The sequence below is a fragment of the Pseudomonas sp. SJZ078 genome, from assembly GCF_007828255.1.
Classification (GTDB): Bacteria; Pseudomonadota; Gammaproteobacteria; order Pseudomonadales; family Pseudomonadaceae; genus Aquipseudomonas.
Genome location: NZ_VIUG01000012.1, coordinates 1 through 23,949, shown reverse-complemented (window position 1 = coordinate 23,949; position 23,949 = coordinate 1). Strand labels below are relative to the sequence as shown.

26 protein-coding genes are annotated in these 23,949 nt (G+C 60.5%); 16 read left to right on the top strand and 10 right to left on the bottom strand.

Annotated features, from left to right (window positions below):
* The first annotated feature begins 68 nt into the window (after positions 1-68).
* Together FBY02_RS13175 and FBY02_RS13170 are read left to right on the top strand one after the other, a co-directional pair.
* A complete protein-coding gene (locus tag FBY02_RS13175) occupies positions 69-554 on the top strand; it encodes a chemotaxis protein CheW (RefSeq protein ID WP_024778681.1) in 486 nt (161 codons plus the stop codon).
* Positions 555-950, top strand: coding sequence for a DUF2802 domain-containing protein (locus FBY02_RS13170; RefSeq protein ID WP_144928213.1), 396 nt, complete (start codon positions 555-557; stop codon positions 948-950).
* A 60-nt stretch (positions 951-1,010) separates the two neighbouring features.
* On the opposite strand, the gene FBY02_RS13165 is transcribed toward FBY02_RS13170, so the two are convergent.
* The 5 genes from FBY02_RS13165 to FBY02_RS13145 form a co-directional block, all read right to left on the bottom strand.
* Entirely contained in the window at positions 1,011-1,586 is a 576-nt protein-coding gene (locus FBY02_RS13165) for a DUF4276 family protein (protein WP_144928211.1), read from the bottom strand.
* Positions 1,580-2,695, bottom strand: a complete 1,116-nt coding sequence (locus tag FBY02_RS13160; protein ID WP_144928209.1) for an AAA family ATPase — start codon at positions 2,693-2,695, stop codon at positions 1,580-1,582. Before FBY02_RS13160 ends, FBY02_RS13165 begins: the two co-directional genes overlap by 7 nt.
* A 294-nt stretch (positions 2,696-2,989) precedes the next feature.
* Positions 2,990-3,280, bottom strand: a complete 291-nt coding sequence (locus FBY02_RS13155; RefSeq protein ID WP_144928207.1) for a fructose-bisphosphate aldolase — start codon at positions 3,278-3,280, stop codon at positions 2,990-2,992.
* 543 nt (positions 3,281-3,823) lie between these two features.
* Positions 3,824-4,153 (bottom strand): EscU/YscU/HrcU family type III secretion system export apparatus switch protein, encoded by a 330-nt coding sequence (locus tag FBY02_RS13150; protein ID WP_144928205.1) that lies wholly within the window; start codon positions 4,151-4,153, stop codon positions 3,824-3,826.
* Positions 4,150-5,721 (bottom strand): flagellar hook-length control protein FliK, encoded by a 1,572-nt coding sequence (locus tag FBY02_RS13145; protein WP_144928203.1) that lies wholly within the window; start codon positions 5,719-5,721, stop codon positions 4,150-4,152. Before FBY02_RS13145 ends, FBY02_RS13150 begins: the two co-directional genes overlap by 4 nt.
* Before the next feature lie 198 nt (positions 5,722-5,919).
* On the opposite strand from FBY02_RS13145, the gene ccmA reads away from it, so the two are divergent.
* The 12 genes from ccmA (at position 5,920) to FBY02_RS13085 (ending at position 16,713) form a co-directional block, all read left to right on the top strand.
* On the top strand, positions 5,920-6,555 hold the full coding sequence (gene ccmA, locus FBY02_RS13140; RefSeq protein ID WP_144928201.1) for a cytochrome c biogenesis heme-transporting ATPase CcmA: 636 nt from the start codon (positions 5,920-5,922) through the stop codon (positions 6,553-6,555).
* Positions 6,552-7,220 (top strand): heme exporter protein CcmB, encoded by a 669-nt coding sequence (ccmB, locus tag FBY02_RS13135; RefSeq protein WP_003183957.1) that lies wholly within the window; start codon positions 6,552-6,554, stop codon positions 7,218-7,220. Before ccmA ends, ccmB begins: the two co-directional genes overlap by 4 nt.
* Before the next feature lie 93 nt (positions 7,221-7,313).
* Positions 7,314-8,069: a heme ABC transporter permease gene (locus FBY02_RS13130; RefSeq protein ID WP_144928199.1), complete on the top strand. Its 756-nt coding sequence runs from the start codon at positions 7,314-7,316 to the stop codon at positions 8,067-8,069.
* A complete protein-coding gene (ccmD, locus tag FBY02_RS13125) occupies positions 8,066-8,242 on the top strand; it encodes a heme exporter protein CcmD (protein WP_042729135.1) in 177 nt (58 codons plus the stop codon). Before FBY02_RS13130 ends, ccmD begins: the two co-directional genes overlap by 4 nt.
* Positions 8,239-8,694, top strand: a complete 456-nt coding sequence (gene ccmE, locus FBY02_RS13120; RefSeq protein WP_144928197.1) for a cytochrome c maturation protein CcmE — start codon at positions 8,239-8,241, stop codon at positions 8,692-8,694. The genes ccmD and ccmE overlap by 4 nt, the downstream gene beginning before the upstream one ends.
* Before the next feature lie 3 nt (positions 8,695-8,697).
* Positions 8,698-10,686, top strand: coding sequence for a heme lyase CcmF/NrfE family subunit (locus tag FBY02_RS13115; RefSeq protein ID WP_144928195.1), 1,989 nt, complete (start codon positions 8,698-8,700; stop codon positions 10,684-10,686).
* Positions 10,683-11,219, top strand: a complete 537-nt coding sequence (locus FBY02_RS13110; protein ID WP_144928193.1) for a DsbE family thiol:disulfide interchange protein — start codon at positions 10,683-10,685, stop codon at positions 11,217-11,219. Before FBY02_RS13115 ends, FBY02_RS13110 begins: the two co-directional genes overlap by 4 nt.
* Positions 11,216-11,689, top strand: coding sequence for a cytochrome c-type biogenesis protein (locus FBY02_RS13105; protein WP_144928191.1), 474 nt, complete (start codon positions 11,216-11,218; stop codon positions 11,687-11,689). The genes FBY02_RS13110 and FBY02_RS13105 overlap by 4 nt, the downstream gene beginning before the upstream one ends.
* Positions 11,682-12,884 (top strand): c-type cytochrome biogenesis protein CcmI, encoded by a 1,203-nt coding sequence (ccmI, locus tag FBY02_RS13100; protein ID WP_144928189.1) that lies wholly within the window; start codon positions 11,682-11,684, stop codon positions 12,882-12,884. The genes FBY02_RS13105 and ccmI overlap by 8 nt, the downstream gene beginning before the upstream one ends.
* Positions 12,885-12,898: 14 nt before the next feature.
* Complete coding sequence (locus tag FBY02_RS13095; RefSeq protein ID WP_144928187.1) at positions 12,899-13,306, top strand: hypothetical protein; 408 nt, start codon at positions 12,899-12,901, stop codon at positions 13,304-13,306.
* Between the two features lie 137 nt (positions 13,307-13,443).
* Positions 13,444-14,319 (top strand): polyamine aminopropyltransferase, encoded by an 876-nt coding sequence (speE, locus tag FBY02_RS13090; protein ID WP_144928185.1) that lies wholly within the window; start codon positions 13,444-13,446, stop codon positions 14,317-14,319.
* Between the two features lie 300 nt (positions 14,320-14,619).
* Positions 14,620-16,713: an LTA synthase family protein gene (locus FBY02_RS13085; protein ID WP_144928183.1), complete on the top strand. Its 2,094-nt coding sequence runs from the start codon at positions 14,620-14,622 to the stop codon at positions 16,711-16,713.
* A gap of 56 nt (positions 16,714-16,769) precedes the next feature.
* On the opposite strand, the gene FBY02_RS13080 is transcribed toward FBY02_RS13085, so the two are convergent.
* Positions 16,770-16,922 carry a DUF3309 family protein gene (locus tag FBY02_RS13080; protein ID WP_018606531.1) on the bottom strand — a complete coding sequence of 51 codons (153 nt, stop codon included), beginning with the start codon at positions 16,920-16,922 and terminating at the stop codon, positions 16,770-16,772.
* 271 nt (positions 16,923-17,193) lie between these two features.
* Here FBY02_RS13080 and FBY02_RS13075 point away from each other — a divergent pair, with 271 nt between their 5' ends.
* A complete protein-coding gene (locus FBY02_RS13075) occupies positions 17,194-18,009 on the top strand; it encodes an SDR family oxidoreductase (protein ID WP_144928181.1) in 816 nt (271 codons plus the stop codon).
* Positions 18,010-18,221: 212 nt separating this feature from the next.
* Complete coding sequence (csrA, locus tag FBY02_RS13070) at positions 18,222-18,410, top strand: carbon storage regulator CsrA (protein WP_055128366.1); 189 nt, start codon at positions 18,222-18,224, stop codon at positions 18,408-18,410.
* Here csrA and FBY02_RS13065 read toward each other — a convergent pair whose 3' ends face one another.
* From FBY02_RS13065 to FBY02_RS13050, 4 genes are all read right to left on the bottom strand, one after another.
* Complete coding sequence (locus FBY02_RS13065) at positions 18,411-18,638, bottom strand: YheU family protein (RefSeq protein ID WP_024778700.1); 228 nt, start codon at positions 18,636-18,638, stop codon at positions 18,411-18,413.
* Positions 18,639-18,825: 187 nt separating this feature from the next.
* The gene (locus FBY02_RS13060) at positions 18,826-20,016 is read right to left on the bottom strand and encodes an osmoprotectant NAGGN system M42 family peptidase (protein WP_144928179.1); all 1,191 of its coding nucleotides are present in this window, start codon (positions 20,014-20,016) and stop codon (positions 18,826-18,828) included.
* 148 nt (positions 20,017-20,164) lie between these two features.
* Positions 20,165-21,910, bottom strand: coding sequence for an N-acetylglutaminylglutamine synthetase (gene ngg / locus FBY02_RS13055; protein ID WP_047701610.1), 1,746 nt, complete (start codon positions 21,908-21,910; stop codon positions 20,165-20,167).
* A gap of 3 nt (positions 21,911-21,913) precedes the next feature.
* Positions 21,914-23,686, bottom strand: coding sequence for an N-acetylglutaminylglutamine amidotransferase (locus tag FBY02_RS13050; RefSeq protein WP_144928177.1), 1,773 nt, complete (start codon positions 23,684-23,686; stop codon positions 21,914-21,916).
* Positions 23,687-23,949: the final 263 nt, after the last annotated feature.

Genomic DNA, 23,949 nt, shown 5'->3' with positions numbered 1-23,949 from the left:
CAGTCGGTGGCGCACAGCGTCACGGCGCAGAACACACCGCCACAGGCGGTTTTTCGAGGGGTCAGGGTATGAATGATAAGGCGTCGTCTCTCAAGGGTTCCGAAGATCCGATCCTGCAATGGGTCACCTTCAAACTCGATAACGAAACCTACGGCATCAACGTGATGCGCGTGCAGGAAGTGCTGCGCTATACCGAGATTGCCCCGGTACCGGGTGCGCCAAGCTACGTGCTGGGGATCATCAACCTGCGTGGCAACGTGGTTACGGTGATCGACACCCGCCAGCGTTTTGGCCTGAACTCCACCGAGGTCAATGACAACACCCGTATCGTGATCATCGAAGCCGACAAGCAAGTGGTCGGTATCCTGGTCGACAGCGTTGCCGAAGTGGTTTACTTGCGTCAGTCGGAAATCGAAACCGCGCCTAACGTCGGTAACGAAGAATCGGCCAAGTTCATCCAGGGCGTCTGCAACAAGAACAACGAGTTGCTGATCCTGGTCGAGCTGGAAAAAATGATGAGTGAAGAAGAGTGGTCGGAACTGGAGAGTATCTGATTGATTCTTGAGGTAGCAGTCATTGTCCTGTTTCTTTTCTGGGCAGGCACGCTGGCGATGTTCCTGGCGTACATACGCGAGCAGCGGCAGGTCGCCGCTCAACAGGCCCAGGGCGATGCGCTGCGCGATCAGCGCATCAGGGACCTGGCCAAGCGTGTCGACGATTACCAGAACGGTACCGTGCGCATGGGGGAAGCCATCCATGAGCTGCGCGCCGTGGTCGGCCCGTTACCGGACAAACTGGCTCAACTGGAACAGCGCGACCCCTCGAGCTTGTCCTTTGCCCAGGCTGCGCGGCTGGTGGGCATGGGCGCCAGTATCGACGAACTGACCCAGGCCTGTGGCTTGACCCAGGCCGAGGCGGAGTTGATGAGCAAGTTGCATAGAGGTGGCTAAGAGCCTTGAGCGGCAAGCTGCAAGCTGCAAGAGATTTCAGCCTTGCAGGTTGTCCTGTGCTTAGGCTTGTCCCTGCCTCGTGAAATAGCTGACAAGTTCCTTCGCACTTGGGCACTCTGGGTGCGAGGCTGCTTGACGAATGCTGAAGCCATAGTGCTTGACCATCTTCTTTGCAAACGCGGTCTTGTTGCCCGGACCGCGTTTGCCAAGCTCATTTGATATTTCTTTGAGGCGGTCCCAGGGCTTGTTCAGTGTCTGCTCGGGTTGAGGCTCATCGAAGTGATGGACGTCAAGCCATTTGCGTATTGCACTTGAGTCAGCCAGGAACCATCCTTCCAATGCTTTTACAGCGACAAATGTGATATCTATTCGATCGTTTGAGACGCGCGCTCTGACTACATCAACCGATTCTTCATCTTCGAGATCAGTAAGCACAACGATTCTGTCCACTGCTTGCTGATCCAGGCGCGTCAGATAGGCGTCGATGTTTTGCGGTAAAAGATTACCGCCTCCCTTGGCATTGACCACGGGATTGACCAGTTCAAAGTCGTTTTCCAGCAGAAGCGCTCTGAAGTCAGCGGATTCGATAACGATTTTTTCGCTGTCGCCTTCAACGATGAATCCAACTTTTACCATGGCAGGCCTCCATCAAAAAGATTGGCCAGCCAGGCGGTGTCCAGCGGGATATCTTTTTTATCGACCCTTGAGTCCGAAGCGCATTTGACCTTGGTCTTGCCATCCTCTTTATTCACGAGCCACAGTTCTACAAGGTCAAGATTCCGGACAACGGATTCGCTATGGGTGGTGATGAGAACTGGGTGCTCCACGGACGCATTTTCACGCATCAACTGGACCAGCTCACCGATAGCTTTCGGATGAATGCCTCGTTCCGGCTCCTCTATGATTGTGATGCCTGATTTGTCTGCACGGCTTAATACAGCGGTCATGATGCACAGGGCATAAATCGTACCGTCAGAAATCAGCCGTGCCGGGAACCGAGCTTTTGTTCCTTCTTCCTTGAAGGTGATCACCGTTGAGCCATCCAACCTTTGCTTCTCGGTAGAGACATTCTCCATTCCCGGAACTATCAACTCGATCCATTCCAGTACCTGGTCACGAAAGCGTTCGTTTTTCTCCAGAACTGACAACATGGTTGCCACGTTTCGACCGTGGCTATCGAGTGTCGTAGCGTCTGCTGTTGAGTTGTCAGGTTCCTTGGCTTCTAGCGGATCGATCCGGAATACTTGGATATTGGTGAGCATGCGATAAAGTGGCGAATGGCTGAGCAGCATGAGCGCAGTCATGTCCTGTGCATATTCAGGCAAGAGCTGCAGACCCTGGGCGTCACTTAAAGCAATCTGCGTTTCGTTGCTAGTCTTGCGGTCAATGACCTGTTTGCCGTTGACCTTCAAGCTTTCAAGTACTTGAGGTACCCGATCTATCCCGGATATTTTCAAGCTGTAGTCGAACAACTCTTCTTTGAGCTTTATCCTGAGTGCAAAGGAGATCGTCGTTCGTTTTTCCTTCCTATGCTTGAAGCAGTGAATCTGCTGGAATCCCCCAAAGTCACGTATTGCCTGGGCAGCTCCTCGCTTCACTACCGCACCCAGAAAGGCCAGCGCGTCAGTAATGTTGCTCTTACCCGCACCGTTCGAGCCGGCTAGAGCTGTAAAGGGCGGCACATCCCGCAGGACTATGTTTACCGCGCTCTTGAAGCCTTCGATCTCGAGGTATTCAATTTTCATCGCAAATCCTCAGCTCTCCTCGGTCACCAGCACAGAAATCCTTGAGATCAGGCGCTTGGAGTCATTTTTCGTAACGTATTCTACTCAATGGGCGCTGATTCTATAGACAAATTGGAAAGCCTGCTCCTGAGTGAAATTCGGTAGAGCTATTGGCTATTTTGCATTCAAGACAAAGACCAAGAACGTGGAGGCCTAAATCTTACTGAGCGTCTTTCAGAAGGCTTTCTATCGCTTCTAAATACGAACCAGAAAAGCAACAACCCGCCGAGACGGGTTGTATGTCTAGAACCGCAACTATCCCTCAGATGCCTCCATCCCCCGTACCTCAATTACCCGAAACACATCGCTCACATCCTGAACCAGAATCCGAGCAATGTTGGTGACTGTATTTACGTCGTTTTCGGCATAGTCGGGCAGGGTGGTGCAGGCCATGAGACTGAGATACTTGAGGACGGCTTCGAGACGTTCGTTCAGGCAGCTGTGGAGTTCAGTCAGTGGGGCATTGGCATCAATGAGAAGGATGGGATGTTCGGTGGCGAAGTGAGACATGGGGGTGAAGTGGTTGAGCGTGTGTTGAGTTGTCATGGTGTTAATCCTGATAAAAATTGGATTGCCACCGTTCTGCTGCGAAACAGGATGGGTGGCAGTTATGCGCGGGTTCGCAGACCGGAGGATTAACACCAAGACCCGGCAGACCCGAAGGTCTCCCACGCACAACCGCCATGAAACGATGCGCAACCGAAAGCCGGCCGTACATGGCGAACAAGGTATCAATCTTAAGGGCTGCGAAACCCTTCGCCAACTGATGTCGGCGACAGGCCAACTTTAGGCAGTGATTTTGGTAGCCGCAACCAGGCTGTAGGAAGCTCAGGTGGATATCCTGGCGAGTGGTTCCCCCGCGCTTCGTGATGCAAGCCCATTAAAAACCGGCTGTTGCGCTATGTCTGGGGGTACGGGTTAGCAGGGTTTGGGTTGTTTCTCGGCCCAGCGAGTGCTGACTCCTTCAACTTAGACAGTTATTTCCCACAGGATTTACAGACTTCAAAATCGGTCGCGTCGCTAGCCAGCGATCAGTTCGAGACTCTCTTCAATGAGTAGATTGTTCGTATTCAGCGTCGCCGCCGACAGTCAGTAATCCTCCCCGCGCGCCGTCACATCCTTCTCGACACTCGGCGCATGCGGGTCGAACCCCTCGGGGAATTTGCCCTTGAGTTTCCAGGCAAAGGCTATGATTTCGGCGATGGTGAGATACAACTCCTGCGGAATACTCTCCCCCAGTTCCAGCCGGGCCAGGAGCTTCACCAGCTCGGCATTTTCATAGATCGGCACTTCACTGTCTCGGGCGATCCGCAGGATTTCCTCGGCCAGGGCTTCGTCGCCCTTGGCGGTGAGGGTCGGGGCGTGGTGGCCGTCGTATTTGAGGGCGATGGCCTGGCGGGGTTCGGTGTGGGTTGTCATGCGGTTTCGTCCACCCAACGTTGTTCGAGTCGGGTCTTGGGGCCTTTGGGCGGGATGCCGACATGGCAGTCCAGGTCTGTAACGTTCACGCCGCAGGTCACCAGGCGCTCGCGCAGTGCCGCCAGGTTGCGTTCGATCAGGTTTGCCGTGTAGGGCCGTTCCGCCCACAACTGGCTGGACAGGCTGCCGCTGAGCAATTGCGCCTGGACCTGCAGCGGTCCCAGCGGCTCCAGGTCGAATGCCAGCTCGACCCGCCAGAGTTGCTGCTTGGCTTCGCGTTCTTCCCGACGCTCGTTGGGTTGTTCCCGAGGCGGGGTTTCCTCCCGTTGAAACTTGACCTGCAACGGCACGATGTCCTGCAGGTTGCGCATCGGGATTTCCAGTTGCCAGGTGCTCATCAAGCGACCGTCATCGGTCAGGCCGGTTTGCTCCAGGCTTGACAGCTGGTGACTTTGCAAGCGCGATACGGCGGCGGCGGCGAGGCGCAACAGGTGTTCCAGGTCGCCTTCATCGTCCTGGCCTTTCAGCAGGCGCGAGGGTAGGGGGAAACCGGTGGGCTGCGGCTTTGCGCTGACCTGGCCGAGGGTACCCAGGGCGTTGCGCACGAAGCTGGGCAAGGCCTGGGCCAGGGTGTTGGCGGCGATGACTGCGCCGAGATTGGTGGAAGCGGGCAGGGTCGTGGTCAGTTGGGCGATCAACTTCAGCAGGTCACCCTTGAGGTCCGCGGCTACGCTCGGAGGTTGTCCGGCCAGCAGCTTGCTTTCCAGAAATACACCGCTGGCAGCCAGGGCCTGGGCCAGGCCTTTGGGCGTGCTCAATTGCTGTACATCCGGCAGGTTGGCCAGCAGGCGCGTTACCGCGGCACGCAGCTCGACGCCGGTCTCGTCCGTGGCGGGTAGCGCCTGCAGGGCACTGATCAGGCTGTCCAACGATCCCTGGCGATTCACCTGGGTCACCAGTTGCTGGCTCACCGCCAATTGTTCCTGGCGGTTGCTCAGCGGAATGAATTTCAATGTCTGGGCATCCTGCACCTGGGCGCTCAACAGCGTGCCGATACGCAGCGGCTGGGGGCTGTCGATGTCCAGGGTGCTGCCGGCCTGGGCGGTGTTGAGCAGGCTCACCAGCGACCGATACACCGCCGGTTGCCCCGGCAATTGCGGCAACGCCTGGCTGGTAATCACCTTGCCTTGCAGCAGGGTGCCGACCGGCAGTTGCGCGGTGTCGATCCGGGTCAGGGTCGCAACGCTGGAAGCAACGGACTGTTGTACAGCGATCGCCAGGTTGCTGGCGGACGGCTGCGTCACCGCCAGGCTGGTGCCTTGTGGCAACGGCTGGGCGCTGGTGGCCTGCACCGTGGTCTGGCGACCACTTTCCAGGGTGACCTTGAGCAAGAGTTGGAAAGTCTGGTCTGCCTGCTTGAGCGACAGCACCTCGGCACTGGCCGTCTGGCCGGCAGCGATCAGGCCTTCGACCGGCGTCAGCAATTTGAGCAGCTCGCCACCAACCGCCGGCGTACGCGTCGTTGCCGTGGGCTGGGGCAGCGGCTGGATGTTCATGTCGCCTGTCATCTGCGGTCTTACCCTGGAACTAATTGAGAACGCCCCCTGGGGGCATGCCATGTATAATGCCGCCCGTCTTTCAGGGAGCGGCGAAAACCTTGCAATTGTTTGACGCAGCTCTGTGGAACAGGCCGTCAATGCATCTATGCTGCATCTCTTTAACGGCCGCTGCACCGCCGACTTAAACCGTATAAGGCCCGCGATCCCTTGACCAGTCCTCTCTTGCAAACTGTCGGCCTCGCCTGTGAGCGAGACTTGCGGCTGCTTTTCGAACACCTCGAATTGAGACTCTCGCCTGGCGATATGGTGCAGGTCAGTGGCCCCAACGGCAGTGGCAAGACCAGCCTGCTGCGGCTTCTGGCCGGGTTGATGCAGCCGACCGCAGGCAACGTGCTGCTCAATGGTCGGCCCCTGCAGGACCAGCGCAGCGAGCTGGCCCGCAACCTGCTCTGGATCGGGCACGCCGCCGGGATCAAGGATTTGCTGACCCCCGAGGAAAACCTCAGCTGGCTCTGTGCGCTGCATCGACCCGCCGGCCGCGAGGCGATCTGGCAAGCGTTGGCCACGGTGGGGCTGCGCGGCTTCGAAGACGTGCCTTGCCATACCTTGTCCGCCGGCCAGCAGCGTCGCGTGGCACTGGCCCGGTTGTACCTGGACAGCCCGCTGCTGTGGATTCTCGACGAACCGTTCACTGCCTTGGACAAGCAGGGCGTGGCACAACTCGAGGAGCATCTGGCCAGGCATTGCGAAGGCGGTGGCATGGTGCTGTTGACCACCCACCACACCCTGGCCCGGATGCCGTCCGGTTATCGCAATATTGATCTGGGGAACTGGGCCGTATGAGCGTGTTTGGCCTGTTGCTCGCCCGCGAGGCGCGCCTGCTGTTCCGTCGTCCGGCCGAACTGGCCAACCCGCTGGTGTTCTTCGCGATCGTCATCGCGTTGTTCCCCTTGGCGGTCGGACCGGAGACTCAATTGTTGCAAACCTTGTCGCCGGGGCTGGTCTGGGTGGCGGCGCTTTTGTCGGTCCTGCTCTCGCTGGACGGGCTTTTCCGCAGTGATTTCGAAGACGGTTCCCTGGAACAGTGGGTCCTTTCGTCGCACCCCCTGGCCCTTCTGGTTTTGGCCAAGGTACTGGCACACTGGGTTTTTTCCGGACTGGCGCTGGTATTGCTCTCGCCGCTGCTGGCGATGATGCTGGGGTTGCCTGCTGCGTGCATGCCGGTTCTGCTGGTCTCGTTGCTGCTGGGTACACCGGTGCTGAGCCTGCTCGGTGCGGTGGGGGCGGCGTTGACGGTGGGCTTGAAGCGCGGCGGCCTGTTGCTGGCGTTGCTGATCCTGCCGCTGTATATCCCGGTGTTGATCCTCGGCAGTGGCGCCTTGCAAGCTGCCTTGCAAGGCATGCCGGCGACCGGTTATCTGCTCTGGCTTGGGAGCCTGACCGCCCTGGCGATAACCCTGACACCCTTTGCAATAGCTGCTGGCCTGAAGATCAGCGTCGGCGAATAATAATGAGGCCTGGTCAAAAAACGACCACTTCCTGTGAAGTTAAGGCAGACCCGCGGCGTGTGACAGCGCGCCGCAACCGTGATGGAAACAGCAATGAACTGGACCTGGTTTCATAAGCTCGGCTCACCCAAATGGTTCTACGGCATCAGCGGCAAATTATTGCCCTGGCTGAGCATTGCCGCACTGCTGCTGATTGGCATCGGCGTGGTCTGGGGCCTGGCGTTCGCGCCGCCGGATTATCAGCAGGGCAACAGCTTCCGGATCATCTACATCCATGTGCCGACAGCGATGCTCGCCCAGTCGATCTACGTCATGCTGGCGGTATGCGGCGTGGTCGGCCTGGTCTGGAAGATGAAGCTGGCCGACGTTGCCCTGCAGTGCGCCGCGCCCGTCGGCGCCTGGATGACCGCCGTGGCGTTGGTCACCGGAGCCATCTGGGGCAAGCCGACCTGGGGCTCGTGGTGGGTCTGGGATGCCCGACTGACGTCGATGCTGATCCTGCTGTTCCTGTACTTCGGTCTTATTGCGCTGGGCAACGCCATCAGCAATCGTGAGAGTGCCGCCAAGGCCTGCTCGGTGCTGGCGATTGTCGGGGTGATCAACATCCCGATCATCAAGTACTCGGTGGAGTGGTGGAACACCCTGCACCAGGGCGCCACGTTCAAGCTGACCGAGAAACCGGCGATGCCCATGGAAATGTGGCTGCCGCTGTTGCTCACCGCGTTGGGTTTCTACTGTTTCTTCGGCGCGGTGCTGTTGCTGCGCATGCGCCTGGAAGTGCTCAAGCGCGAAGCCCGGGCGAGTTGGGTGAAGGCCGAAGTACAGAACAGCCTGGAGGCCGCTCGATGAGTTTCGCTTCATTCGGCGATTTCCTCGCCATGGGCCATCATGGCCTGTATGTCTGGTCGGCCTATGGCATCTGCCTGGCGGTGCTGGCCCTCAATGTGGCGGTGCCGATCCTGGCCCGCAAGCGGTATCTGCAACAAGAGGCGCGTCGTCTGCGCCGGGAGAATGGTCAGTGAATCCGCTGCGTAAAAAACGTCTCGTCATCATCCTGGCGATCCTGGTGGGGGTCGGTGCCGCGGTCGGCCTGGCCCTGAGTGCTCTGCGGGAGAACCTCAACCTGTTCTACACCCCGACCCAGATCGCCAACGGCGAAGCGCCCCTAGCCAAGCGTATTCGCGCCGGCGGCATGGTGGAGAAGGGCTCGCTGGTCCGTTCCGGGGATTCGCTGGACGTGAAGTTCAACGTCACCGACTTCAACAAGACCGTGACCATCACCTATCGCGGCATCCTCCCGGACCTGTTCCGTGAAGGACAGGGCATCGTCGCCCTGGGCAAGCTCAACGCCGACGGCGTGGTGGTGGCCGACGAAGTGCTGGCCAAGCACGACGAAAAATACATGCCGCCGGAGGTGACCAAGGCTCTTAAAGACAGTGGTCAGTCGGCACCCGCTCCCGTGAAGGAGGGCTGATTGATGAGCACTGGCATTTTTATTCCCGAGTTGGGCCACCTGGCGATGATCCTGGCCCTGTGCCTGGCCCTGGTGCAGGCCGTGGTGCCGCTGCTCGGTGCCTGGCGCGGCGACCGCCTGTGGATGAGCCTGGCCCAGCCGGCGGCGTGGGGTCAGTTCGCCTTCATGGTGTTCGCCTTCGGTTGCCTGACCTACGCCTTCATGACCGACGATTTTTCCGTGGCCTACGTCGCGAGTAACTCCAACAGCGCCTTGCCCTGGTATTACAAGTTCAGTGCGGTGTGGGGCGCCCATGAAGGTTCGCTGCTGCTCTGGGCCTTGATTCTCGCCGGCTGGACTTTCGCCGTCTCGGTGTTCTCCCGGCAGTTACCCCAGGTGATGCTCGCCCGGGTGCTGGCGGTCATGGGCATGATCAGCACTGGCTTCCTGCTGTTTCTGATCGTCACGTCCAACCCGTTCGCGCGGATCCTGCCGCAGATGCCGATGGACGGCCGCGACCTCAATCCGTTGCTACAGGATATCGGCCTGATCGTTCACCCGCCGATGCTCTACATGGGCTACGTCGGCTTTTCCGTGGCGTTTGCCTTTGCCATCGCCGCGTTGCTGGGTGGTCGCCTCGATGCCGCGTGGGCACGCTGGTCGCGCCCATGGACCATCGTCGCCTGGGCCTTCCTCGGCATCGGCATCACCCTCGGTTCTTGGTGGGCCTACTACGAGCTGGGCTGGGGCGGCTGGTGGTTCTGGGATCCGGTGGAAAACGCCTCGTTCATGCCTTGGCTGGTGGGCACGGCACTGATTCACTCCCTGGCGGTCACGGAAAAGCGTGGCGTGTTCAAGAGCTGGACCGTGCTGCTGGCGATCGCCGCGTTTTCCCTGAGCCTGTTGGGGACCTTCCTGGTGCGTTCCGGCGTGCTGACGTCGGTGCATGCTTTCGCCTCGGACCCCGAGCGCGGCGTGTTCATCCTGATGTTCCTGCTGTTCGTGGTCGGCGGTTCGCTGACGTTGTTCGCCTTGCGGGCACCCGTGGTCAAGAGCCAGGTCGGCTTCAACCTCTGGTCTCGAGAGACGCTGCTGTTGGGCAACAACCTGGTGCTGGTGGTGGCCGCATCGATGATCCTGCTGGGAACGTTGTATCCGCTGGTGCTCGATGCGCTCTCCGGCGCCAAGCTGTCGGTCGGGCCGCCGTACTTCAATGCGCTGTTCATTCCGCTGATGGCAATCCTGATGGTGGTGATGGCGGTCGGTGTGCTGGTGCGCTGGAAAGACACTCCGGTCAAGTGGCTGCTGGGTATGCTGACGCCGGTGCTGCTGGGCACTGCCGGCCTGGCCGTGGTGGCCGGAATCGCTTATGGCGATTTCAACTGGGCCGTGCTGGCGACCTTCGTGCTGGCCGCCTGGGTATTGCTCGCCGGTGTACGGGACATCTTCGACAAGACCCGCCATAAAGGCCTGGTCAAGGGCTTGGCAACCCTGACCCGCAGCTACTGGGGCATGCAGGTTGCTCACCTGGGCATCGCCGTCTGCGCCCTGGGTGTGGTGTTGTCCACTCAGAACAGCGCCGAACGCGACCTGCGCCTGGCACCGGGGGAGGTCATGGAACTGGCCGGTTACCAATTCATGTTCGAAGGCGCCAAACATTTCGAAGGTCCGAACTTCACGTCCGATAAAGGCACGGTGCGGGTTATCCGTGACGGCCAGGAAGTGGCGGTACTGCATCCCGAGAAACGCCTGTACACCGTGCAGAACTCGGTGATGACCGAGGCCGGCATCGACGCCGGTTTCACCCGCGACCTCTATGTGGCCCTGGGTGAGTCCCTGGGCGACGGCGCCTGGGCGGTGCGGGTGCACGTCAAGCCGTTCGTGCGTTGGATCTGGTTCGGCGGTCTGCTCACCGGGCTGGGTGGGGCATTGGCGGCGCTGGATCGGCGTTATCGGGTCAAGGTGAAAACCCGGGTGCGCGAAGCCCTGGGCGTGACGGGAGCCACTGCATGAAACGTTGGTTAATGGTATTGCCGCTGGCGCTGTTCATAGTGGTGGCAATCTTTCTGTATCGGGGGCTTTTCCTGGACCCCTCCGCATTGCCTTCGGCGATGATCGGCAAACCGTTTCCGGAATTCACCCTGCCTTCGGTGCAGGGCGACAAGACCCTGACCCGCGCTGATCTGCTGGGTAAGCCGGCACTGGTCAACGTGTGGGGCACCTGGTGCATTTCCTGCCGGGTCGAGCACCCGGTGCTGAACAAGCTGGCCGAGAAAGGCGTGGCGATCTACGGCATCAATTACAAGGATGTCAACGTCGATGCCTTGAAGTGGCTCGCCGAGTTCCACAACCCATATCAACTGGACATTCGTGATGAAGAGGGCTCCCTGGGCCTGAACCTTGGGGTCTATGGGGCTCCGGAAACCTTCTTCATCGACGCCAAGGGCATCATCCGTGACAAGTTCGTCGGGGTAATCGACGAGCAGGTCTGGCGGGAGAAACTGGCTGGCAAATACCAGGCACTGGTGGACGAGGCCAAGCCATGAAGCGTTGGTTAGCCGCCGTCATCCTGGGGTTGAGTCTCGCTGGTGTTGCCCATGCCGCCATCGACACCTACGAATTCGCCAACGAAGGCGAGCGCGAGCGGTTTCGCGAGCTGACCAAGGAGCTGCGCTGCCCCAAGTGCCAGAACCAGGACATCGCCGACTCCAATGCCCCGATTGCCGCTGACCTGCGCAAGGAAATCTTCCGCATGCTTGGCGAGGGCAAGGACAACCAGCAGATCATCGACTTCATGGTGGATCGCTACGGTGAGTTCGTGCGTTACAACCCGGCCCTGACCTCCAAGACCGCACTGCTCTGGTTTGGCCCCGCCGGGTTGTTGCTCGGCGGCTTCGTCGTCATCGCGCTGCTCGTGCGCCGCCGCCGGGTGCAGCGCACCGCCGCCCCGGACACGCTTTCCGTCGAAGAGCGCCAGCGCCTCGACCAACTGTTGGATAACACCAAGCATGATTGATTTCTGGCTCGCCGCAGGTCTGCTTCTCCTGATTGCCCTGAGTTTTCTGTTGATCCCCGTGCTGCGGGTTCGTCGTGCCCAGCGGGAAGAGGACCGCACCGCGCTCAACGTGGCGCTGTACCAGGAGCGTGTCGCCGAGTTGCAGGCCGAGCAGGCGGAGGGCGTGCTCAACGCCGCGCAACTGGACACGGGCCGTGCCGAAGCCGCCCGGGAACTGCTCGCCGATACCGAGGGTGCCGAGGCGCCGCGCGAATCCCGCATGGGCAAGCCGCTGCCGTTGCTCGCCGCTGTGCTGGTGCCGGTGCTGGGTCTGGGCCTGTACCTGCATTTCGGCGCGAGCGACAAAGTCGAACTGACCCGCGAATTCGCCCAGGCGCCGCAATCGATGGAAGAAATGACCCAGCGCCTGGAAAGGGCGGTGGCGGCACAACCGAATTCCGCCGAGGGCTTGTATTTCCTCGGGCGTACCTACATGGCCCAGGATCGGCCGGCGGATGCGGCGAAGATCTTCGAGCGCACCGTGGCGTTGGCGGGGCGGCAGCCCGAGCTGCTGGGGCAGTGGGCCCAGGCGCAGTATTTTACCGACGGCAAGAAATGGTCGGACAAGGTCCAGGCCTTGACCGACGAGGCCCTGAAACTCGATCCCAAGGAAGTCACCAGCCTGGGCCTGTTGGGCATCGCCGCGTTTGAAGGCGAGCGCTATCAGGACGCAATCGACTTCTGGGGGCGCCTGCTGGCGCAACTGCCGGAGGGCGACAAATCCCGCGAGGCGCTGCAAGGCGGCATTGCCCGTGCCACCGAGAAGCTGCAAGCCAGTGGCGGCAAGGTGGCTCAGGTTCCGACGGTCAAGGCCGGCGCACTGCTCAAGGTACGTGTCGACCTGGCGCCGGCCCTCAAGGCCAAGGTGCAGCCTGGCGACAGCGTATTCATCTTTGCCCGTGCCGTTTCCGGTCCGCCGGCGCCGCTGGCGGCCAAGCGCCTGACCGTCGCCGACCTGCCCGTCAGCGTCGAGCTGGGGGACGCGGATGCAATGATGCCGCAACTGAAACTGTCGAACTTCCCTGAAGTCCAACTGGTGGCGCGTATCTCCCGGGCCGGGCAACCGACTTCCGGTGAATGGATCGGCCGCAGCCAACCCCTGGCCAGCAGTACCACGACGCCGCAACAACTGACCATCGACAGCCCGGACCAATGACAGGAATTTACTCCATGACCGCCATCGCTCGTATCACTCTGTTGACGCTCGTCCTGGGCCTGAGCGCTTGTGCGGTCCATCGTCCGCCGGAGCCCACGACGCCGCTGCCACCGATTCCGCCTTCGACGCCGACCACCAAACCGGTGCCGTCCACCGCCCCGGGCAAACCGGCCACCCCGAACAAGCCGGCCAAGCCGCTGCCGCGCACTTCCGCCAGTTTCGCCCCACCGCCTGGGGGCAACAGCCACTGGGACGCTAAGCTTGGGGTCTATGTGCTGGATAACCAGCCCAACACCTTCTACCGCCAACGCACCTACTATCGCTGGAACAACGGCTGGAGCCGCTCTGTCAGCCCGAACGGGCCGTGGGAAGACACCACCATCGAAGGCGTGCCGGGTGGACTGGGGCGCCAGTTCCACTGACGAGCGATGCTGATCCTGTGGCCAGGGAGCAAGTTCCCTCGCCACAGGATCTTTGTCTGGCCAGGCGTTCAAGGTTCGACCTGTCATCCCCATCGTCGTAGAATGCGCGCCTTTGTGAGCTATCGGAGCACCTGACCATGACGACCACCCCGACCGGCGACTACCTGGAAACCCTCTACGAAGGCTACGGCCAACGTTTCTGGATGGACAAGCTGCTCCACGAAGTGCGTACCGAGCACCAGCACCTGGTGATCTTCGAGAACCCGCGCATGGGGCGGGTGATGGCGCTCGATGGCGTGATCCAGACCACCGAAGCCGATGAGTTCATCTACCACGAGATGCTCACCCATGTGCCCATACTGGCTCATGGCAAGGCCAAGCGGGTGCTGATCATCGGTGGCGGTGATGGCGGCATGTTGCGTGAGGTGACCAAACACATGGGTGTCGAGCACATCACCATGGTGGAAATCGACGGCACCGTGGTGGACATGTGCAAGGAATTCCTGCCCAACCACTCCAAGGGCGCCTATGACGACCCGCGACTGAACCTGGTGATCGATGATGGCATGCGCTTCGTCTCCACCACTCAAGAGAAGTTCGACGTCATTATTTCCGACTCCACCGACCCGATCGGCCCGGGTGAAGTGCTGTTCTCGGAAAACTTCTACCAGGCTTGCCATCGCTGCCTGAACGACGGCGGCATCCTGGTGACCCAGAACGGCACGCCGTTCATGCAGTTGGGCGAAGTGCAGACCACCGCCGGCCGCCTGCGAGGCCTGTTTGCCGACTGGCACTTCTACCAGGCAGCCGTGCCGACCTACATCGGTGGCGCCATGACTTTCGCCTGGGGCTCGACCGACAGCGCTTACCGCAAGCTCTCCCGTGAAACCCTGCATGAGCGGTTCATTGGCAGCGGCATTGTCACCCGCTACTACAACCCTGAGATTCACCTCGGTGCGTTTGCCATGCCCCAGTACGTGTTGCAGGCGATAAACAAGCCGAGTAACGACTGATCGGTGAGCCTGCGGGGCTTTTTGTGGCAAGGGGATAAATCCCCTCGTCACAATAGGGGCGGCTTGTTATTGAGGTTGGTTCGGGCATTTTGTGTTTCCAGATATTCATTGAACGAAATTTTCACAAAATCTTGCGGACAATCCCTCGCGCCTTTATTGCCGTCGGTTATTTAATGGCAATGCCTTAGCCGTTCGTGCAACATCTGCGCTCTTGCGCAAACCCCGGGCCAGGCTTTGGCCAATGGCGGGTGCGCCTTTGTACTTTTTGTCACTCCAACTCCAATAGGGTCCTCAAACGACATGGCAATCCCGGATGCCCTGAGTCAGCAGCGAAGCACGCATCGCCTGCTGCAACCGACCGTCAAATCGCACCTGGCCTACACATTGCTCTGCGCCCTGGTGATGATGGTGATGTTCAGCCTGCTGCGCGTGGCGCTGTTGGTCTATAACCGCCAAATGATCCTCGACACCCCGGCCACGACCTTCGTCGAAGCCTTCGCCAATGGCTTGCGTTTTGACCTGCGCCTGGTGGTTTACCTCTGCGTTCCGCTGCTACTGGCGCTGTTCAGCGCTCGCGCCATGGCGGCCCGAGGTTTCTTTCGTTTCTGGCTGACCGTCACCTCCAGCATCGCGCTGTTCCTGGGCCTGATGGAGATGGACTTCTACCGTGAGTTCCACCAGCGCCTCAACGGCCTGGTCTTCCAGTATGTGAAGGAAGACCCGAAAACCGTGATGAGCATGCTCTGGTATGGATTCCCGGTGGTGCGCTACCTGCTGGCCTGGGCCGGCGGCACCATCATCCTGAGCCTGGCGTTCAAGGGCGCGGACCGTGCAACCCGCCCGCGCGGGCCGTTCAGCGGCGGCAGCATCGGCACCCGCCAGATCGCCCCATGGTACGGCCGGGTGGCGGTGTTCATCGTTTGCCTGCTGGTGGCTGTGGTCGCGGCCCGTGGCACCTTGCGTCAAGGTCCGCCGCTGCGTTGGGGCGATGTCTATACCACCGATTCGAACTTCGCCAACCAGTTGGGCCTCAACGGCACGCTGTCGCTGGTGGCGGCGGCCAAGAGCCGCATGTCCGAAGACCGTGACAACATCTGGAAAGCCACCCTCGAACAGCCACTGGCCCAGCAGACTGTGCGTGACATGCTGGTGTTGCCCGACGACAAGTTGGTGGATACCGCCACTGCTGCGGTGCGTCGCGACTACACGCCGCCAGCCGACAAGACGCTGCCGATCAAGAACGTGGTCGTGATTCTCATGGAAAGCATGGCCGGTCACTCGGTAGGCGCCCTGGGCGCACCGGGCAACATCACGCCTTACCTGGACAAGCTGTCCAAGGAAGGCCTGCTGTTCGACCGTTTCTTCTCCAACGGCACCCACACTCACCAAGGCATGTTCGCCACCATGGCGTGCTTCCCGAACCTGCCCGGTTTCGAATACCTGATGCAGACGCCGGAAGGCAGCCACAAGCTGTCGGGCCTGCCGCAACTGCTCAGTGCTCGTGACTACGACGACGTATATGTCTACAACGGTGATTTTGCCTGGGACAACCAGTCGGGTTTCTTCAGCAGCCAGGGCATGACCAACTTCATCGGGCGTAACGACTTCGTCAACCCGGTGTTTTCCGATCCGACCTGGGGCGTGTCCGACCAGGACATGTTCGACCGTGGCCTGATCGAGCTCAAGGCGCGGGAAAACGGCAAGCCGTTCTATGCCTTGCTGCAAACCCTGTCCAACCACACGCCGTATGCACTGCCGACGCCGCTGCCGGTGGAGCGGGTCACCGACCGTGGCAGCCTGAACGAACACCTGACCGCCATGCGCTATTCGGACTGGGCGCTGGGCCAGTTCTTCGAGAAGGCACGCAAGGAGCCTTATTTCAAGGAAACGCTGTTCGTCGTGGTGGGCGACCACGGTTTCGGCAACGAACGCCAGATCACCGAGATGGATCTGGGCCGCTTCAACGTGCCGATGTTGTTGATTGGTCCGGGTGTCCAGGAAAAATTCGGCCAGCGTAACCACACCGTGGGTACCCAGGTCGACATCGTCCCCACCATCATGGGGCGTATCGGCGGACAGGTACGCCACCAATGCTGGGGGCGTGACCTGTTGAACCTGCCACAGGGCGATACCGGTTTCGGTGTGATCAAGCCGTCGGGCAGTGATCAGACTACGGCAATAATCCAGGGCGATCGGATCCTGGTACTGCCAAAGGAGAAAGAAATGGGGCCGAAGATGTTCCGCTATGAACTGGGGGCCAACCCCCGTGCGGAAGCCATTCCGGATGCACCCGATAGCGTCCAGATGAAGCTCAAGCTCGAGTCTTTCCTGCAAACCGCTACCAAGAGCCTGCTGGATAACACCGCTGGCGTAGTGGATGGAAAACCGGACTGATGATCGGCAAATAAAAAAGAGGCCTTGAAAAAGGCCTCTTTTTTTTTGCCATTGATTTATATCTTGCCCAGTAACAGCAGTATCAACAGCACTACCAACACTACGCCGATGATGCCGGACGGGCCGTAACCCCAACTTCTGGAGTGCGGGAAGACCGGCAGGCCGCCGATCAGCAGGAGGATCAGGATAATGATGAGTATTGTGCCCATTGTTGATTTCCTTATTGGTCAGTTTTGGAGTGATACAACTTTCAACTGCCAGCACGCTGCATTAAATCCGGGCGGCTTAATAAGTCCGACCGTAACGTCCTGTAAAAGATTCAAAGTTTTTTCAGTGACTGAATGGCTCGCTACAGAAGCATTCCTTCAATCAAAACCCTTTGTGGTTTGCCCCCGCCATTCAGCAATCTGATGGAGCGTGGGTCCCGCTGGCTCCTTCGCTACACTCGGCCCATCTCTCCCGGAACAAAGGCTGTTTCCTATGCAAAATCGCATGATGATCACCGGTGCCGGCTCGGGCCTGGGCCGCGAAATCGCGCTGCGCTGGGCCCGCGAAGGCTGGCGCCTGGCCTTGTCGGATGTCAGTGAGCCAGGCCTCCAGGAAACCCTCAGGCTGGTGCGCGACGCCGGCGGCGACGGCTTTGTCCAGCGCTGCGATGTACGTGACTACAGTCAGTTGACGGCGTTTGCCCAGGCTTGCGAAGAGAAGCTCGGCGGCATCGACATCATCGTCAACAACGCTGGCGTGGCTTCGGGCGGGTTCTTCAGTGAATTGTCCTTGGAGGACTGGGACTGGCAGATTGCGATCAACCTGATGGGGGTGGTCAAGGGGTGCAAAGCGTTCCTGCCGTTGCTGGAGAAGAGCCGCGGCAAGATCATCAACATCGCTTCCATGGCGGCGCTGATGCAGGGACCGGCCATGAGTAACTACAACGTGGCCAAGGCTGGCGTGGTGGCGTTGTCGGAAAGCCTGCTGGTCGAACTGGCGCAGCAGGAAATCGGTGTGCACGTGGTTTGTCCGTCGTTTTTCCAGACCAACCTGCTGGACTCCTTCCGTGGTCCGACCCCGGCCATGAAGGTCCAGGTAGGCAAGTTGCTGGAAAGCTCGCCCATCACTGCCGCCGACATCGCTGACTACATCTTCCAGCAGGTCGCCCAGGGTGAGTTCATGATCCTGCCTCACGAACAGGGGCGCATGGCCTGGGCGATGAAGCAGAAGAACCCGCAGATGCTGTACGACGAAATGACCGTCATGGCCGACAAGATGCGCGCCAAAGCCAGGCAGAACCCAACTTGACCTTCAAAGGCGGTGTCCTCAGGATGGAGCCATCCTGCTGGACATCGCTGCTCGGGTTTTGAAAGTGTCGCGGTCCGACCTGATTTTGCAGGAAGTTTCCTTCAGTTACCGGAATCTTGTTTGTAGGGGGTTACTGAATTCTCGCCCGTGTCTTGTGAACAGGAAACAGGCCGGGCATGGTCAAGGTCCAGACCTTCTTAAGGACAAGAACCATGCTCGTACTCAGCCGTGCCGTGGGTGAACTGATTTCCATCGGTGATGATATTTCCGTTCGTGTGCTGTCGGTCAGCGGCACCACCGTGCGGTTTGGCGTGGAAGCGCCGCGTCACATCGATGTTCATCGTTTCGAGATATACGAAAAGATCCAGAGAAAGAAGAACCAGGTCGCCCGCAAGGCGTGATCAGTCAAACAGGTGCTTGGGCACGTCGTGCTTGAGCATCAATTGGCACTGCTCGCTCTCCGGATCGAAAACGATCATTGCCTGGCCCTTGGTCAACGCCTGCCTTACGCGTAGCACGCGGGTTTCCAGGGGCGTGTCGTCGCCGTTGTCGGTGCCGTCGCGGGTCACGAAGTCCTCGATCAGGCGAGTGAGCGTGTCGACTTCGAGTTGGTCGTGGGGGATCAGCATGGGGTACCTCGGCTGGATGATGTCGCAAATGCTACGGCTTATGGGCTTTGGCGGCTAGCCTAGGATTTGCGACGCCTGTTCCGGCCTCATCGCGAGCAGGCTCGCTCCCACAGAGGGTGTGGTGCAGCGCCATTTGTGGGAGCGAGCCTGCTCGCGATGCAATCTTGCGGGCGATGAAAATCCTCTGTCAGTTATTCGAACGCTGCCCCACCAGGCTATCCACCGAAGGCACCCGGGTATCGCTTTCCATCTGTGTGTCGTGTTCAATCTGGTGGCTGAAGCGGTCCAGCGAACCCTGGGCCGGTTGCGCGTCGCTGGCGAACACCGGCGGGCTGAGGATGTAGGCACCGAGCAGCCGGCTGAGGGCGGCCAGGCTGTCGATATGGGTGCGTTCGTAGCCATGGGTGGCATCGCAGCCGAAGGCGAGCAAGGCGGTGCGGATGTCGTGGCCGGCAGTGATGGCCGAGTGGGCGTCGCTGAAGTAGTAGCGGAACAGGTCGCGGCGTGCCGGCAGTTCGTTCTCCTTGGCCAGTTTCAACAGGTGTCGTGACAGGTGATAGTCATAGGGCCCGCCGGAGTCCTGCATCGCCACGCTCACGGCGTGTTCGCTGGAGTGCTGGCCGGGTGCGACCGGGGCGATGTCGATGCCGACGAATTCGCTGACATCCCAGGGCAGCGCGGCGGCCGCGCCACTGCCGGTTTCCTCGGTGATGGTGAACAATGGATGGCAGTCGATCAGCAGCTCCTCGCCGCTGTCGACAATCGCCTTGAGCGCCGCCAGCAGGGCCGCGACCCCGGCCTTGTCGTCCAGGTGACGGGCGCTGATGTGACCGCTCTCGGTGAATTCAGGCAGGGGATCGAAGGCGACGTAATCACCGATGCCCACCCCCAGGGTTTCGCAATCGGCACGGGTGGCGCAGTAGGCGTCCAGGCGCAATTCGATGTGATCCCAACTGATAGGCATTTCATCCACGGCGGTGTTGAAGGCGTGCCCGGACGCCATCAAGGGCAACACGCTGCCGCGGATCACGCCGGTGTCGGTGAACAGGCTGACCCGGCTGCCTTCGGCAAACCGGCTGGACCAGCAGCCTACCGGTGCCAGCGTCAGGCGACCATTGTCCTTGATGGCCCGCACGGTGGCACCGATGGTGTCCAAGTGGGCCGACACGGCCCGGTCAGGGCTGTTCTTGCGACCCTTGAGGGTAGCGCGGATCGTACCGCGGCGGGTCATTTCGAAAGGAATACCCAACTCTTCGAGACGTTCGACGACATAGCGCACGATGGTGTCGGTGAAGCCGGTCGGGCTGGGGATCGCGAGCATTTCCAGCAGGACTTTCTGCAGATATTCGAGATTCGGTTCGGGGATTTTGCTGATCATGGAAACTCCTGAACGGTTGAGTATCCGATCGTTCCCACGCTCTGCGTGGGAATGCAGCCGCTGACGTTCTGCGTCATCTGGACGCGGAGCGTCCCTTGAGGCATTCCCACGCGGAGCGTGGGAACGATCAGTCCACTACTGAGGGGTGTCAGACCACCCCCTGGCTATGGGGAAACAGCAGGTCCACAAAGCGTTCGGCGGTGGGTTGTGGTTCGTGGTTGGCCAGGCCGGCGCGTTCGTTGGCTTCGATGAACACGTACTCGGGTTGATCGGCAGCCGGCACCAGCAGGTCGAGGCCGACCATGGGGATGTCCAGGGCGCGTGCAGCACGCACCGCCGCATCGGCCAGGGTCGGATGCAGAGTGTCAGTGACGTCTTCCAGGATGCCGCCGGTGTGCAGGTTCGCTGTGCGTCGTACGAACAGATGCTCACCGGCCGGCAGCACGCTGTCGTAGTCATACCCTGCAGCACTCAGCGTGCGTTGGGTTTCGGCATCCATCGGAATCTTGCTTTCCCCTCCGGTGGCCGCCTGCCGTCGCCGGCTCTGGGCTTCGATCAAGGCTCCGATGGTGTGCTGGCCGTCGCCGATGACTTCCGCGGGGCGCCTGATCGCCGCGGCCACTACTTCAAAGTTGATCACCAGGATGCGCAGGTCGAGCCCTTCGTGAAAACTTTCCAGCAACACCCGACTATCGAACTGCCGGGCGGCTTCGATGGCGCTCTGCACTTCTTCGATGGTGCGCAGGTCCACCGCGACGCCCTGACCCTGTTCCCCGTCCAGGGGTTTGACCACCACCCGCTCATGTTCATCGAGAAACGCCAGGTTGTCGTCGGCATTGCCTGCCAACTGTTGCGCTGGCAGGTTCAGGCCGGCGTTCTTCAACACTTTGTGAGTCAGACTCTTGTTCTGGCACAACGTCATGCTGATGGCGCTGGTCAGATCGCTCAGGGACTCGCGGCAACGCACCCGGCGGCTGCCGTGGATCAGGGTGAACAAACCGCCCTCGGCGTCGTCCACTTGCACTTCGATGCCCCGGCGGTGTGCCTCCTCGACAATGATCCGTGCATAAGGGTTGAACTGTGCCTCGGGTCCGGGCCCAAGAAACAGCGGCTGGTTGATGCCGTTCTTGCGCTTGATGGCGAAGGTCGAGAGGTTGCGGAAACCAAGCTTGGCGTAGAGGTTCTTGGCCAGGCGATTGTCATGCAGGACCGACAGGTCGAGGTAGCTCAGGCCACGGCTCATGAAATGCTCGATGAGGTGACGTACCAGCACTTCTCCGACACCGGGCCGTGAACATTGTGGGTCCACCGCCAGGCACCAGAGGCTGCTGCCATTTTCCGGATCGTTGAAGGCTTTCTGATGGTTGAGACCCATGACACTGCCGATGACTGCGCCGCTGTCATCGTCTTCGGCCAGCCAATAGACCGGCCCGCCCTGATGGCGCGGCGTCAGGCGCTGGGGATCGACCGGCAGCATGCCGCGGGCCTGGTAAAGCTGGTTGATGGCTTGCCAATCGGCGTCGTTCTGGGCCCGGCGAATCCGGAATCCGCGAAACACCCGCGTGGCTTGCCGATAATCACTGAACCACAGGCGCAGCGTGTCGGAAGGGTCAAGGAACAATTGCGCCGGTTCCAGCCCCAGCACCTGCTGGGGGGCTGCTACATACAGGGCAATATCACGTTCGCCGGGTTGTTCATTGAGCAGTTCCTGGCCCAGGGTCGCCGGGTCCGGGAAGGTATGGCCGATCAGCAATCGGCCCCAACCGCAATGCACCGCGATAGGAGCGGCACCCAATTCGCTGCCGTCCACCGCCAGGCGCGCCTGCAAGCGTTCATAGGAAGGCGCCTGGCCGCGCAGCAGCCGTTGATTGTGAAGCGTCGTGTGGGGTTTCATCGATCAGATTCCTTGCTCGCTGAGCCACAGGTTCAGCGCCGCCAGTTGCCACAGCCGGGAGCCGCGCAGCGGGGTAAGCTGGCCGTTGGGGTCGGTGAGCAGGCGGTCGAGCATGGCCGGGTTGAACAGGCCGCGATCCTGGCTCGGGTCCAGCAGCAGTTCGCGGACCCAGGCCAGGGTGTTGCCTTCCAGGTGCTTGAGGCCCGGCACCGGGAAATAGCCTTTCTTGCGATCGATTACTTCGCCGGGGATCACCCGCCGGGCGGCTTCCTTGAGGACTTGCTTGCCGCCATCGGGCAATTTGAATTTCGCCGGGACCCGGGCCGAGAGTTCCACCAGCCGGTAATCCAGGAACGGCGTGCGTGCTTCCAGGCCCCAGGCCATGGTCATGTTGTCGACACGCTTGACCGGGTCGTCCACCAGCATCACCGTGCTGTCCAGGCGCAAGGCTTTATCCACCGCCGCATCGGCGCCCGGCTGAGCAAAATGCGCTTTGACGAAATCACCGGCGGCATCGTTGGCCGTCAGCCATTTCGGTTGCACCGTGGCGGCGTATTCCTCATAGCTGCGGTCGAAGAACGCGGCGCGATAGGCCGCGTAGGGATCGCTGGCGCCGTCCACCTGTGGATACCAGTGGTAACCGGCGAACAGTTCGTCGGCCCCCTGGCCGCTTTGCACCACTTTGCAATGCTTGGCGACTTCCCTCGACAGCAGGTAAAAAGCGATGCAGTCATGGCTGACCATGGGCTCGCTCATGGCGCGGAAGGCCGCCGGCAGTTGCTCGATGATTTCTTTTTCATCGATGCGTAGTTGGTGATGGCGGGTGCCGTAGTGCTTGGCGATCAGGTCCGAATACTGGAACTCGTCACCGCGTTCGCCACCAGCATCCTGGAAACCGATGGAGAACGTGGACAGGTCTTCCACGCCGACTTCACGCAGCAAGCCCACCAGCATGCTCGAATCCACGCCACCGGAAAGCAGCACCCCTACGTCCACGGCGGCCCGCTGGCGAATGGCGACGGCTTCTCGGGTGCTGTCGAGCACGCGGTCGATCCAGTCTTCCAGGTTCAGGTCCTGCTCATCGGGCCGCGGGCCGTAGGGCAAGGTCCACCAGGTTTTCTGCTCGATGCTGCCATCGGCTTCCACCCGCATCCATGTGGCTGGCGGCAATTTTTCAATGCCGGCCAGCAGGGTACGGGGCGCCGGGACCACGGCATGGAAATTCAGGTAGTGATTAAGGGCGACCGGGTCGAGCATCGGGCTGATATCGCCGCCCTTGAGCAGTGCCGGCAGCGCCGAGGCAAAGCGCAGGCGCTGGCCGGTGCGGGAGAGATACAGAGGCTTGACGCCGAGACGGTCGCGGGCAATGAACAGGCGTTTGGCATCGCGCTCCCAGATGGCGAAGGCAAACATACCGTTGAGCTTGGGCAACAGCGCTTCGCCCCAGGCGTGATAGCCCTTGAGCAACACTTCGGTGTCGCCACCGGAACAAAAGGCGTAGCCCAACGCTTCCAGTTCGGCGCGCAATTCGGGGTAGTTGTAAATCGCGCCATTGAAGGCCAGGGACAGGCCCAGTTGATTGTCGATCATCGGCTGGGCCGAGGCATCGGACAAGTCCATGATTTTCAGGCGCCGGTGGCCCAGGGCAATTGGGCCCTGGCTATGGAAACCCCACGCGTCGGGGCCGCGAGGGGCCAGGTGATGGGTCATTCGCTCTACGGCCGCAAGGTCCGCAGGTTGTTGATCGAAACGTAACTCTCCAGCTAATCCGCACATAAGTCCTTACCGGTTTTTCCGTTGGGGAGGAGTCAAACGGTACACGCCGAAATGGCGGGTACCCTGGAACTGACCGGTGGGATTGCCGTGAGTTTTAGATCGATGCGTTATAAGTCGACGGGTGGGAACGGCTTGGCTAGGGATTGCGCGGTACTTTGTGGGAGCGGGCTTGCTCTGCGATTAAACTGATGGTGAGAGCGGTGAGTGGCAAGCTGAATGCCCGGAGTGCTTAAAGCACGTGTGGGAGCCCATGCTGCCACTCA

Coding starts and splice junctions, on each gene's coding strand:
- FBY02_RS13075 (WP_144928181.1), top strand. CDS start 17,194: ATGCAAAATCGCATGATGATCACCGGTGCCGGCTCGGGCCTGGGCCGC.
- ccmI (WP_144928189.1), top strand. CDS start 11,682: ATGATTGATTTCTGGCTCGCCGCAGGTCTGCTTCTCCTGATTGCCCTG.
- FBY02_RS13145 (WP_144928203.1), bottom strand. CDS start 5,721: ATGACAGGCGACATGAACATCCAGCCGCTGCCCCAGCCCACGGCAACG.
- FBY02_RS13160 (WP_144928209.1), bottom strand. CDS start 2,695: ATGAAAATTGAATACCTCGAGATCGAAGGCTTCAAGAGCGCGGTAAAC.
- FBY02_RS13130 (WP_144928199.1), top strand. CDS start 7,314: ATGAACTGGACCTGGTTTCATAAGCTCGGCTCACCCAAATGGTTCTAC.
- FBY02_RS13105 (WP_144928191.1), top strand. CDS start 11,216: ATGAAGCGTTGGTTAGCCGCCGTCATCCTGGGGTTGAGTCTCGCTGGT.
- FBY02_RS13110 (WP_144928193.1), top strand. CDS start 10,683: ATGAAACGTTGGTTAATGGTATTGCCGCTGGCGCTGTTCATAGTGGTG.
- ngg (WP_047701610.1), bottom strand. CDS start 21,910: ATGAAACCCCACACGACGCTTCACAATCAACGGCTGCTGCGCGGCCAG.
- FBY02_RS13060 (WP_144928179.1), bottom strand. CDS start 20,016: ATGATCAGCAAAATCCCCGAACCGAATCTCGAATATCTGCAGAAAGTC.
- FBY02_RS13175 (WP_024778681.1), top strand. CDS start 69: ATGAATGATAAGGCGTCGTCTCTCAAGGGTTCCGAAGATCCGATCCTG.
- FBY02_RS13085 (WP_144928183.1), top strand. CDS start 14,620: ATGGCAATCCCGGATGCCCTGAGTCAGCAGCGAAGCACGCATCGCCTG.
- FBY02_RS13155 (WP_144928207.1), bottom strand. CDS start 3,280: ATGACAACTCAACACACGCTCAACCACTTCACCCCCATGTCTCACTTC.
- speE (WP_144928185.1), top strand. CDS start 13,444: ATGACGACCACCCCGACCGGCGACTACCTGGAAACCCTCTACGAAGGC.
- FBY02_RS13165 (WP_144928211.1), bottom strand. CDS start 1,586: ATGGTAAAAGTTGGATTCATCGTTGAAGGCGACAGCGAAAAAATCGTT.
- csrA (WP_055128366.1), top strand. CDS start 18,222: ATGCTCGTACTCAGCCGTGCCGTGGGTGAACTGATTTCCATCGGTGAT.
- FBY02_RS13065 (WP_024778700.1), bottom strand. CDS start 18,638: ATGCTGATCCCCCACGACCAACTCGAAGTCGACACGCTCACTCGCCTG.
- FBY02_RS13080 (WP_018606531.1), bottom strand. CDS start 16,922: ATGGGCACAATACTCATCATTATCCTGATCCTCCTGCTGATCGGCGGC.
- ccmD (WP_042729135.1), top strand. CDS start 8,066: ATGAGTTTCGCTTCATTCGGCGATTTCCTCGCCATGGGCCATCATGGC.
- FBY02_RS13095 (WP_144928187.1), top strand. CDS start 12,899: ATGACCGCCATCGCTCGTATCACTCTGTTGACGCTCGTCCTGGGCCTG.
- ccmB (WP_003183957.1), top strand. CDS start 6,552: ATGAGCGTGTTTGGCCTGTTGCTCGCCCGCGAGGCGCGCCTGCTGTTC.
- FBY02_RS13150 (WP_144928205.1), bottom strand. CDS start 4,153: ATGACAACCCACACCGAACCCCGCCAGGCCATCGCCCTCAAATACGAC.
- FBY02_RS13050 (WP_144928177.1), bottom strand. CDS start 23,686: ATGTGCGGATTAGCTGGAGAGTTACGTTTCGATCAACAACCTGCGGAC.
- FBY02_RS13115 (WP_144928195.1), top strand. CDS start 8,698: ATGAGCACTGGCATTTTTATTCCCGAGTTGGGCCACCTGGCGATGATC.